The following is an 11,594-nucleotide window of genomic DNA, read 5'->3' as shown; positions in this document are numbered from 1 at the left end:
AACACTCCTAGCATCATTGTTGTTTACATCAGGAACTGGCAAGCCCATACCGGTTCAGATAGCTGCCGAAGAGCTCATCCATGGACGGCTCATCGACGGGAATAGTACGGGCGATACGAGTGATGTTGAGGTAATGCCGGTAGTTGAGGTTTTCCGAAATGCTGTTTTCTCCCCAGGTGCCACAGCCCATGGATAGCGAAAACGGCAGGCCGTTATCAAAGTTACCGCCGCAGGCAAAGGCATGGGCCTGGTTCACAATGACGCGACAGACCGGCATCTCCAGGCCCAGGCGCTGGATGTGGGATTCATCCTCGGTGTGAATACCGCACGAGTGTCCCTTGCCCTGGTGGTCAAGCAGGCGGTGGGTCTGGGCAAAAGCCGCATCGAAATCCTTGACGCGATACACCGCCAGTACCGGGGAAAGCTTTTCCCCCGAGAACGGATGCTCCTTGCCGACCTGGTCCTCCTCGACCATCAGGAAGTCCGCGTTTTCCAACGCCGGACGCGTCAGCCCCGCGAGCCGGGCAATCTCGGGAGCCGAACGGGCAATGATGTGCCGGCTAAGATTTCCGTCTTCCCACATCGCCGCTTCCAGCTGCTTTGTCTCCTCGGCGGTGAGCATGGCGCCGCCGCTGCGCTCAAGCGCCGTGATGGCCGAATCGTAAATGCCGTCGAGAATCACCAGACTATTTTCCGACGAGCAGCTGGTGGCATTGTCAAAGGTCTTTGAGGCCGCAATCTTGCGCGCCGCATCCTCCGGCTTGGCTGAATCGTCGATGATCACAGGCACGTTACCCGCCCCGACCCCGATCGCCGGCGTGCCGCTGGAATAGGCAGAGCGCACGTTGTTTTGTGAGCCGGTAACGACGACCAGATCCACCTGGTTCATCAGCTCATAGGTGGTCGCCTTGCTGACGGGTGTGGGTAGCTGCTGTATCAGGTCGCGCGGCGCGCCGACTCGGTCAAGCTCGGCGTGCATGTATTCCAGAAGCTCGGTACAAACCTGCTGCCCTTTGGGCGAGGGAGCCAGAATAATGGCGTTGCCACCCTTGAGGGCGTTGATGGTTTTGTTGGTCGGCGTGGCCGCCGGGTTAGTCGACGGCACAACGGCGCCGACCACCCCTACCGGCCGGGCAATTTCGACCAGCCCAAGCTCGGGCAACTCCTGAATCACGCCCACGCTTTTGGCCTGCCTAAGGTCGCGTAGCAAACCTATCGTCTTTCGATGGTTCTTGGTGATTTTATCGCTGACGTTGCCTAACTCCGTGGTCTCGACCGCCATCTGGGAAATGGCTTCGTTGCGCCCGGGATGCACCAGCGCCCAGGCAACGGCGGTCACCACCTCATCAACCTCCTGCTGATCGTACCGGGCAAACTGCTCCTGGGCGGTGCGGGCTCTTTCCATCAGGCCGGAGACGATGCTCTGCGCCTCGGATGACGCCTCTTGCTGGAATTTCATGTTACTCATGGCTATCTCGCTCCATACGGCTCTGCCGATTCAGACAGCGACAGTCACGACGCTGCTATCGCGCTGTCGCTTACGTGTTCCTGTGTGGATATTTAAACGCCAATAGCGTGGCGGGCTTCATGTCGAGTATCAGCTCTCTTCTTTTATCTCTTCGACATCAAAGCCCTCAAACAGCTCGTCCAGATAAGCCTTGCGGTCCTTCCACATCTCTTTTAGCTCTTCACGGTCCATGACTCGCATGGGAGCTCCGCCTTTCTTGAGCTTGGCCTGGATTTCTTCATCATTGAACATTTCCACAAACTTCTCGGAGAGCACATCAAGGCGCTCTTCAGGCACGCCGGATGGCGCCATGACGCCGCGCATGTTGACACTCGAATCGTCGACCTCGTAGCCGGACTCCTGGAAAGTCGGCACGTCGGGGAGGAAGTCGCTGTGCCGCTCCGTATCGGCGACGCCCAGAATTTTCAGACGATCCTGGTTACGATAGGCGTCCGACAGGTTGTTGAAACCCGCCATTACCTGACCGCCAACGACGAGACGCAGGGCATCGACGCCGCCCGAAGTCGGGATATACTGCATATCGATATCGGCCGCGTTTTCCAGCTGCACCGCGGCAATATGGTGACCCACAAAGAGGCCCGCACCGGACACCGTCACCTTACCGGGGTTCTCTTCGGCATAGTTGACCAGCTCATCGATCGTATCGAACTGGCTATCCTTTCCCACAATAAGAACGGCCGGATCAGCACCCCAGTTAGCAACCGGTTCAAGATTATCGATGTTGTAATGCGTGTCATACATCAAGGACTGCGCAATAAAATGGGGCACGTTATACGCCGCTATATCATAGCCATCCTGCTTTCCCTTCTGGACCAGATAGTTCCAGCCTACCTGGCCTCCGGCGCCGGGGCGGTTGACGATCGCAGTCGGCTCGCCCAGGTACTGTTCCGATTTTGAACTAGCAATGCGCGCCTGGAAGTCAGTGGCGCCACCGGCCGAGTAGGAGACGACCATGTTGAGCGGCTGCGTTGGAAAATCCTCGGCGGCGGCGACCATGCTGCCCATCATCAATAGCGAGCTGCCTGAAACGATACCCACGAGGGTTTTCACTGCTTTTAGTTGGCGTTTGATTTTCATTTTATGTTCCTCTCTCGGAGTCAACTATTGTTGTTGTTCCTGCTGAATCTTTCTGGGGTTTGAATCCTATCGTTTTAAATCAGCGCGCCCTTGGGGACCTGCACCTCTAGCAACAGCACGAATACGGCATAAAGCACTCCCATGAAGATGGCCGAAATAGCGCAGCCTCGAATGACGCGGCGCCAGCTCCATGGCCCCTGAGTGTAAAGCACCGCGATTAATGCAAAGGCAATGAAGGAAGTGACGAAGAATCCCAGCCGCTCAGCAATCAACAGAAGGCCGCCGAGAATCAACAGAACAGGGATAACACCGGCCCACGGGATCACGGCTTCCGCAAAATTAGCTTTGTGCGATTTTCGGGTAGCTACCGTCACCAGTAAATGAATGGCTGAAAGAGCGACTAGCACCAGGGCGATAATTTGCGGAAACTCATAGCCGGGCTCCGATGGCCAGTACGATGCTACCGCCAGGCCAACAGCAATGAGTAAAGTAATAAGTGACGTCAGGTGACGCTTTAAGGAAGTCATGACTCCACTCCTACGGTACGGCCAGTTTCCTGACTACGCCTCTTTGCCTTGGCCTTGTACTCGGCAAAGATGCTGTAGCCGATGGATAGGACACAGAGGCTCATCAGCAATATGTTGATATTACCGGTGAGAAAATACTGGGCATTGCCTCCCGTCGCCTGGGCAATCATCTCGCCCTGGAGGAAGTTGGTTTCAGCAATTGGCCCGAGTATAATGCCCAGCACTACCGGCCCAGGGCTAAAGCCAAACCAGGTGGCAAAGTACATCGCCACTCCCATCGTCATCATGATGATCACGTCCGATACGCTGTTCTGTACGCTATAAGTACCAAACACCGCCAGAATCGCCACGGCCGCTGCCATGTAGTGCTTGGGGATCCGGATGATGTACTTGCTGAACCGGCTGATATAAAGGCCGAACACGACCAGCAGCACCTGGCTTACCAGCAACGCCCCCATAAAGGTCCAGGCCACCGGGGCGTGCTCCGTAAACAGGTCGGGCCCTGGAAAAAGCCCCTGAATCAAAAGGCCACCCAGCAGTACCGCAGCGGTCGGACTACCCGGGATCCCCAGCGACAGCATGGGGACCAGCGAAGCCCCGACCATGGAGTTGTTAGCACTTTCCGACGCAATAACGCCTTCCGGCTCACCGTGGCCAAAAGCATCGGAATCCGGAGAAAACTTTTTCGTCTGGTCGTAGGCAATCAGCCCCGCTATCTGCCCCCCTGCCCCGGGAATCAAGCCAACCAGAGTACCGATAACGCTACCGATGCCTAATGCGCGCACCTTTGACAGGTTATAAATGATTGATGTCCAAACCGGCCGCTGTTCCATCCCGAAGGTTTCATCAGCACGACCTTGCCTCGCCATCTCGATCATCTGAAACACTTGAGGAATGGCAAATAGGCCGATCAAAGCCGGGATAATCGTCACGCCGCCCTGTAGATGCTCGGTGAATACGAAACGCTCGGTTCCCGCGACCGGGTTAAAGCCGATCAGCGCAATCCAGATACCAAAAGCCCCGGCAATCAGACCTTTCAGAACCGAACTGCTACCTAATGAGCCGATGACCGTGATACCGAGGATCGCTGTCCAGAAGAGCTCCGAAGGACCAAAGCTCAGCGCGAACCCCACCAGCACTGGCGTAAAGAAAATCAGCACCAGCACGCCGATCACGCCGCCCACGCCGGAGCTAATAAAGCAGTAGTGCAGGGCCTCGGTAGCGCGCCCTTTCTTTGCCATCGGATGGCCGTCGAGCATGGTCGCTATATTAGCCGGAGCCCCTGGAATATTGACCAGAATGGCGCTGACTGCCCCACCTGCCACCGTCGAGGTATACAGAACTCCCAATAGAATAAGCCCAGATGTGGCATCCATCTGGAAAGTGAAGGGGATGAGCAAAGCCACCGCCATAGTCGGACTCAAACCTGGGGTAGCCCCAAGCAGCAGTCCCACCACCGTACCGGCGATGAGAATCACAAGATTCCACCCGCTCAACACCTGGGGTAGGTACTCAAATAATTCCACAGGGCCTTTCCTCCTCGCCTGCCCCGGCTAATGCAGGGCCGGACGTGTGCTTATGCTTGTTATATGAGGCATTATCTGACCGCAAGGTCATATACATAACCTACATCATAGGCTAGACTTGGCTATCATGGGTGTCAAACAAGAAGCATAAAGCCGCCTCAGAACTGCACATAAAGCGCAGAGGCTGGCGGCACCCAGGCTGACGCCGCCAGGCGTTGAGCGAATGAAAAACAAACCAGGTTCCAAGCCAGTGAGGGCAATATGGCAGGAGAAGTTGACCGACTACACTTGTTTTCCGCGACGCCGCTCGAAGCTACGAAAGGCAAGCCGCTCTATCGCGTTGTCGAGGATCACATTCGCCGCCTCATCAATACGGGGCAGCTGGTACCGGGTGACCTGATCCCGTCGGAATCGCAGCTGGCAAAGGCTCTGGGGGTAAGTCCCGGCACCGTTAAAAAGGCCATCACCAATTTGGTCTGGGAGCAGCTGCTGTTCAGACACCAGGGAAAAGGCACCTATATTTCCCGGGTCGACTTCGAGAAGAGTCTCTTCCGCTTTTTCTCCTATGGCGATCCCGAAGGTCGCTCCATTCGCATCCACAAAAAGACCACCGAACGCTGCCGCCAGCCCGGCCCCGCCGATATCTGCCGACGCCTTGGCGTGCCCGAGGGCTCCGATCTGGTCTACATCGAACGCGTGGGCTTAGTCGGCAACCAGCCTATTCTGGTGGAGTACTCCTGGTGGCCAGCTGCCGTTGTGCCGGGCCTTGAGAACAAGAGCCTTCACATTCCCGACTACCTTTACGCCCTCGTGCTAGACCAGTATGGCGTCCCGGTCGTGCGCGCCCAGGAGACGCTCACGGCGGACGCGGCCGACGCCAAGACAGCCGAGATGGTCGGCATCGACGAAGGCACCCCGGTGGTCGTACTCAAGCGGACAACGTACACCAAGGAGGACCATATCATTGAGGTGCGGACCACCAAGGGCCGCGCCGATCGCTTTAGTTACAAAACCGAAATTCGCTAATCTTTCTTCCCGGTGATTACCGTCTACTGCTCTACTGTGGGACGATAAGGAGGCCAGATTGATAATCGATGATCGAGGATATGAAAGCTGACCGACAGTGCAAGTTTGAATAGGCCTTGCCGCGATCAAAGAAGACCGCATAGCGTTTTATGCTTTCTATGGCAACTGGCGATGGCAACTAACGACTGATATTAATAAGGGGGAGTCCAAGGTGAAAACTGGTGCACCCAAAGAGAGTACGGCCGGTGAGGCGCGCGTCGCGCTAACGCCGGATAGTGCGCTCCAGATACAAAAGCTTGGTCACGAATGCTACCTGGAAGCCGGTGCCGGCGAAGCCGCGGGTTTCACCGATGCGGCCTATCGTGAGGCGGGCGTTACACTGGTCGACGGGGCCGAGGCGCTGTGGCAGGCGGTAGATACCGTGATCAAGGTGCGCGAGCCCAACGACACCGAGGCCGGCTACCTGCGCAAGAATCAGACGCTGATCTCGTTTTTCTGGCCGGCCCAGAACGAAGCGATGCTGGAGCGCTGCCAGGCGACCGGCGCTACCGTGATCGCCATGGACATGGTGCCGCGTATCTCGCGCGCCCAGAAGATGGATGCTCTATCGTCCACCGCCAATATCGTCGGCTACCGTGCCGTCATCGAGGCGGGCAATCAGTTTGGCCGCTTCTTTACCGGCCAGGTGACCGCCGCGGGCAAGGTGCCGCCGGCCAAGGTGCTGGTGGTCGGCGCCGGCGTCGCCGGGCTTGCCGCCATCGGCACCGCTACCAGCCTGGGGGCCGTGGTGCGCGCCTTCGACGTGCGCCCGGAAGTGGCCGAGCAGATCGAATCCATGGGCGCCGAGTTCCTGTTCCTCGACTTCGAGGACAGTCAGGACGGCTCGGAGAGCGGTGGCTACGCGGCGCCCTCGAGCCCCGAGTTTCGCGAGAAGCAGCTGGCGCTGTTCCGCGAGCAGGCGCCCGACGTCGATATCGTGATCACCACGGCGCTGATCCCGGGCCGCCCCGCACCCAAGCTGTGGCTCGAGGACATGGTCGCTGCCATGAAGCCGGGCTCGGTGGTGATCGACCTGGCCGCCGAACGCGGCGGCAACTGCGACCTTACCGTGCCCGACCAGCGCATCGTTACCGACAACGGCGTGATCGTTGCTGGCTTCACCGACTTCCCGTCGCGTATGGCAACGCAGGCTTCGCTGCTCTACGGCAATAATATCCGTCACATGCTCACCGACCTGACGCCTGAAAAGGACGGCCAGATCGTACACGACATGGCAGACGACGTGATCCGCGGCGTCACCGTGACCCACCAGGGCGAGATTACTTACCCGCCGCCGCCGCCCAAGGTGAAGGCCATCGCCGCGGCCAAGCCCAAACCCAAGGAAAAGGAGCCAACCCGCGAAGAAAAGCAGGCCGCCGAGACGGCCGCCTTCAAGAAGCAGACCAAAAGCCAGGTGTCCATGCTGGTTGTGGGCGGTGCGCTGATGCTGCTGCTGGGCATGGTGGCGCCGCCCTCCTTCATGCAGCACTTCATCGTCTTTGTGCTGGCCTGCTTCGTCGGCTACCAGGTGATCTGGAACGTCAGCCACTCCCTGCATACGCCGCTGATGGCGGTGACCAACGCGATTTCCAGCATCATCATTCTGGGCGCGATCCTGCAGATCGGCTCCGGCAGCGTACCGGTGGCGTTATTGGCCGGCATTTCGGTGCTGATCGCCTCGATCAACATCTTTGGCGGCTTCCTGGTGACGCGTCGCATGCTCGCCATGTTCCAGAAATCCTGAGCGGTGGAGACTAATAAATGCTAGGACAACAGTTCGTCACTGCCGCCGCCATTGCGGCCAGTGTCTTGTTCATCCTGTCCCTGGGCGGGCTGAGTAATCAGGAAAAAGCCAAGCGCGCGGTATGGTACGGCATCGTCGGCATGGCCATTGCGGTGGTATTCACCGCGCTTGGCCCGGGGGTGGGCGGCTTCGGCTGGCTGGTGCCGCTGGTCATCATCGGCGGCGCTATCGGCGCCTATATCGCCAAGCGGGTCGAGATGACCCAGATGCCGCAGCTGGTCGCAGCGCTGCACTCCTTTGTGGGGCTCGCGGCGGTGTTTGTCGGCTTTAACGCCGACCTTGAGCGGCGGCGGGTGCTGGCCAGCCAGACGCTTCGCAGCGCAAGCGATGAATTCTCCGCCTTTGCCGCCCTGGTCGCGGAAAAGACCCCGGCCGAGCTGACCTTTCTGCAGGTCGAGGTCGTGCTGGGGGTGTTCATCGGCGCGGTGACCTTCACCGGTTCGGTGATCGCCTTTGGCAAGCTTTCCGGCAAGATCGACGGCAAGCCCAGGCAGTTTCCCGGCGGGCACCTGCTCAACGCCGGCGCCGCGGCGCTTTCACTGCTGCTGGCGATTGTCTATATCAACGGCGCGGGATTCTGGACGATTTTGCTGCTGGCGCTGCTGGCCTTCTTCATCGGCTGGCACCTGATCATGGGCATCGGCGGCGCGGACATGCCGGTGGTGGTCTCCATGCTTAACAGCTACTCCGGCTGGGCGGCGGCGGCCATCGGTTTCACGCTCTCAAGCGATTTGCTGATCGTCACCGGTGCGCTGGTGGGGTCGTCGGGTGCAATTCTGTCCTACATCATGTGCAAGGCGATGAACCGCAAGTTCCTCAACGTAATCCTGGGCGGCTTCGGCGGCAGCCAGGGGCCGGCCGCCGAGATCGAGGGCGAACAGATCGCCATCGATTCGGGCGGCGTGGCCAGCGCGCTCAACGATGCCGACAGCGTCATCATCGTGCCGGGCTACGGCATGGCGGTGGCCCAGGCGCAGAACGCGGTGAGCGACCTGGTACGCAAGCTGCGCGATGCCGACAAGGAGGTGCGCTTTGCTATTCACCCGGTGGCAGGACGCCTGCCCGGCCACATGAACGTGCTGCTGGCCGAGGCCAAAGTGCCCTACGATATCGTGCTGGAGATGGACGAGATCAACGACGACTTCGCCTCGACCGACGTGGTGATCGTCATCGGCTCCAACGACATCGTCAACCCGGCAGCCCAGGAGGATCCCAACAGCCCCATTGCCGGCATGCCGGTGCTCAAGGTGTGGGAAGCCAAGAACGTCTTCGTCAGCAAACGCGGCCAGGGAACCGGCTATTCCGGCATCGAGAACCCGCTGTTCTTCAAGGAGAACACGCGAATGTTCTACGGCGACGCCAGGGAAAGCGTGGAGTCGCTGCTGCCACAGCTGGACTAGCGCGCCGGTTAACGGCGAACGCTAACGCCAAGGCCCGAACCGCTATCCGGTTCGGGCCTTTTTTCGTGTCGAGCTCGGCCGTCTCCGCCTGGCGAACGACGAGAAGCTCATTCGGGCGGGCCGCCACCCGCTGCCCAAAAGGCTTCCATCAGCCCCCGGGTGGAGGCATCCATGCCGTCGGGCTCGGCGTCGCCTTCGAGAATTTGCTGGGTCTGCCCGGCGATCTGCTTGCCAAGCTCCACCCCCCACTGATCGAAGGGGTTGATGCCCCAGATCGTTGCCTGAACGAACACCTTGTGCTCGTAAAGGGCAATCAGCGAGCCCAGGATTTCCGGCGTCAGGCGGTCCAGCAGCACCGTGGTCGAGGGCTGGTTGCCGCGATAGCGCTTGTGCGCCGGGCGCGGCGTATCGTCGTCGATGGCCTCGTCGCCCAGCATCAAAAGCCGCGACTGGGCAAAGCAGTTGGCCAGCGTCAAGCGGTGCTGGGACTGGAGCAGCCGGCGGGTTTCGGCGTCCTTTACGTCGTCATAGCGCGTAAGCGGCGCAATAAAATCGCACACCACCGGCTGGGTGCCCTGGTGCAGCAGCTGGTAAAAGGCGTGCTGGGCGTTGGGGCCAAGCTGCCCCCAGAGCACCGGGCAGGTGGAATACTCGGCGGCCTCGCCGTTTCGCGTTACCGATTTGCCGTTGGATTCCATTTCCAGCTGTTCAAGATACGCCGAGAAATACTCCAGGCGGCCGTCGTAGGGCAGAATCGAGTGGGCGCGAATATCCAGAAAATTGACGTTCCAAATGCCGGCAAGGGCGAGCATGACCGGGGCGTTGTCTTCCAGATTGGCCCGGGCGAAATGGTCGTCCATGGCGTGGGCGCCGGCCAGCAGGCGGCGAAAGTTGGCCATGCCGATCACCAGCGCGATGGGCAGCCCAATGGTGCCCCACAGCGAGTAGCGCCCGCCGACCCACTCCCAAAAGCGCAGCTGATGGGCCGGAGCGATTCCCCAGGCGGTCATTTTTTCCGGGCTGGCCGACACCCCGATGAAATGCTGGCGAATGATCAGCTCGGCGCTGATGGGCGCGGCCCCCTTGGGCGTAAGGCGCGAAATCAGCCAGTCCCGGGCGGTACCGGCGTTGGACAGCGTATCCACCGTGGTAAACGACTTCGATGAGAGCACGAACAGCGTGGTTTCCGGGTCCAGGCGGCTGAGATAGTCGACAAGCTGGGAGCCGTCCATGGTCGAGGCAAAGTGGATCTTCAGCCGATGAATATCGTCGGGGCGAAAGTCTGCCAGCGCATGGGTCACCATCTGCGGCCCCAGGTCCGAGCCGCCCACGCCCAGGTTGACCACCCGGCGGATGGGCTTGCCCGTCGCTCCCCGCCACTGCCCGGCGTGCAGCCGCTTGACCAGACTTTCCATCCGCGAAAGGCTTTCCTGTACCGCGCCGACCACGTCTTCGCCTTCCACCTCGAGCGTCGCGCCCGCCGGCAGGCGCAGCGCGGTATGCAGCGCCGGGCGGTTTTCGCTCTGGTTCATCCGCTGGCCGCTGAGCAAGCCTTCGATGGCCTCCGGTACGCCGGCTTCCCGGGCCAGCGCCAGCAGCTGGTTCAGCGTGTCCTCATCCCAACGCTGCTTGGAAAGGTCCAGCGTCAGCCCGGCCACCCGACGGCTGAAGCGGGCAAAGCGGTGCTCTTGCCCCTCCTCGGCAAAAAGCGCGGCCACGTGGCTGTGTTTGTGCGCCTCGGCGTGGCGCAAAAGCGCCTGCCAGGCGGGCAGTCTGTCGGGGGTGGTGGGTTCAACGTTGGCCATCTGGCCCTCTCCTTCTGGCACGCGTTTTTGAAACGGAGTCTGTTCGCGTCATGGCGGGGCGCGTAAACTATGGCCTCATTCTCGACGGATCGTTTTTACGGATCGGCCTGCCCCATGAGTGATGCATCTTACCGTGACGCCATCTTTTCGACACCCCTTGACCGGGTGGCGCGGTTTTCCTTCGACGAGAAAGTCGTGGCGTGCTTTCCCGACATGATCCGCCGCTCGGTGCCCGGCTACGGCCAGGTACTGGGCATGCTGGGACTGATTGCCGAGCGCCACCTGCGCCACGGCGCCCGGGTGTATGACCTGGGCTGCTCGCTCGGCGCCGGCGGGCTGGCGCTTGCCGGTGCCCTGCCCCCGGACGCTTTTGACTACGTGGGCCTTGATCTGTCCCCGGCCATGGTCGAGCGCGCCCGGCAAACCTTTACCGACGAGTGCCCCGAGCACGCCATGCAGGTGGAGGTCGCCGATATCCGCGAGGTGGAATACGCCCCGGCGGGCATGATCATGCTCAACTTCACCCTGCAGTTTCTGCCCCCGGAAGACCGCGACGCCCTGCTGGCAAGGCTCTACCGGGCGCTGGAACCCGGCGGCGTGCTGGTGCTGTCGGAAAAGACCGTCGACGCCGACGAGTACGACAACGCCTGGCGGGTGGAGCGCTACCACGACTTCAAGCGCGCCAACGGCTACAGCGATATGGAAATCAGTCAAAAACGCACCGCGCTTGAGAACGTGCTGGTCCCGGACACCCTGGAGGCGCACCACGCCCGCCTTGCACGCTCGGGCTTTGCCCGCTCGATGACCTGGTTTCAATACCTCAACTTTGCCTCCATGATCGCCTTCAAGGAGGGCTGACGGC

Annotated in this window: 9 protein-coding genes; 4 read left to right on the top strand and 5 right to left on the bottom strand. The window is 60.3% G+C overall.

Going from position 1 to position 11,594, the window contains the following annotated elements:
- Positions 1-28: 28 nt before the first annotated feature.
- The 4 genes from sauS to ACZ46Y_RS05805 all read right to left on the bottom strand — a co-directional run bounded on the left by sauS (position 29) and on the right by ACZ46Y_RS05805 (position 4,658).
- A complete protein-coding gene (gene sauS, locus ACZ46Y_RS05820; protein ID WP_311954734.1) occupies positions 29-1,468 on the bottom strand; it encodes an acylating sulfoacetaldehyde dehydrogenase in 1,440 nt (479 codons plus the stop codon).
- 129 nt (positions 1,469-1,597) lie between these two features.
- Positions 1,598-2,605 (bottom strand): Bug family tripartite tricarboxylate transporter substrate binding protein, encoded by a 1,008-nt coding sequence (locus ACZ46Y_RS05815; protein ID WP_311954733.1) that lies wholly within the window; start codon positions 2,603-2,605, stop codon positions 1,598-1,600.
- 74 nt (positions 2,606-2,679) lie between these two features.
- Positions 2,680-3,132 carry a tripartite tricarboxylate transporter TctB family protein gene (locus ACZ46Y_RS05810; protein ID WP_311954732.1) on the bottom strand — a complete coding sequence of 151 codons (453 nt, stop codon included), beginning with the start codon at positions 3,130-3,132 and terminating at the stop codon, positions 2,680-2,682.
- A complete protein-coding gene (locus tag ACZ46Y_RS05805; RefSeq protein ID WP_311954731.1) occupies positions 3,129-4,658 on the bottom strand; it encodes a tripartite tricarboxylate transporter permease in 1,530 nt (509 codons plus the stop codon). Before ACZ46Y_RS05805 ends, ACZ46Y_RS05810 begins: the two co-directional genes overlap by 4 nt.
- 261 nt (positions 4,659-4,919) lie before the next feature.
- Between ACZ46Y_RS05805 and ACZ46Y_RS05800 the strand changes: the two genes are divergently transcribed.
- The 3 genes from ACZ46Y_RS05800 to ACZ46Y_RS05790 all read left to right on the top strand — a co-directional run bounded on the left by ACZ46Y_RS05800 (position 4,920) and on the right by ACZ46Y_RS05790 (position 8,927).
- Positions 4,920-5,684, top strand: coding sequence for a GntR family transcriptional regulator (locus tag ACZ46Y_RS05800; RefSeq protein WP_311954730.1), 765 nt, complete (start codon positions 4,920-4,922; stop codon positions 5,682-5,684).
- A 211-nt stretch (positions 5,685-5,895) separates the two neighbouring features.
- A complete protein-coding gene (locus ACZ46Y_RS05795; RefSeq protein WP_311954729.1) occupies positions 5,896-7,467 on the top strand; it encodes a Re/Si-specific NAD(P)(+) transhydrogenase subunit alpha in 1,572 nt (523 codons plus the stop codon).
- 17 nt (positions 7,468-7,484) lie between these two features.
- Complete coding sequence (locus ACZ46Y_RS05790; protein WP_311954728.1) at positions 7,485-8,927, top strand: NAD(P)(+) transhydrogenase (Re/Si-specific) subunit beta; 1,443 nt, start codon at positions 7,485-7,487, stop codon at positions 8,925-8,927.
- A 107-nt stretch (positions 8,928-9,034) separates the two neighbouring features.
- On the opposite strand, the gene pgi is transcribed toward ACZ46Y_RS05790, so the two are convergent.
- Positions 9,035-10,732: a glucose-6-phosphate isomerase gene (gene pgi / locus ACZ46Y_RS05785; RefSeq protein ID WP_311954727.1), complete on the bottom strand. Its 1,698-nt coding sequence runs from the start codon at positions 10,730-10,732 to the stop codon at positions 9,035-9,037.
- A 114-nt stretch (positions 10,733-10,846) separates the two neighbouring features.
- Here pgi and cmoA point away from each other — a divergent pair, with 114 nt between their 5' ends.
- Entirely contained in the window at positions 10,847-11,590 is a 744-nt protein-coding gene (gene cmoA / locus ACZ46Y_RS05780) for a carboxy-S-adenosyl-L-methionine synthase CmoA (RefSeq protein ID WP_311954726.1), read from the top strand.
- Positions 11,591-11,594: the final 4 nt, after the last annotated feature.

The sequence above is a fragment of the Halomonas garicola genome (genome assembly GCF_055382465.1).
The sequence above is the reverse complement of the archived record's forward strand: the minus strand, read 5'-3'. Positions and strand labels throughout refer to the sequence as shown.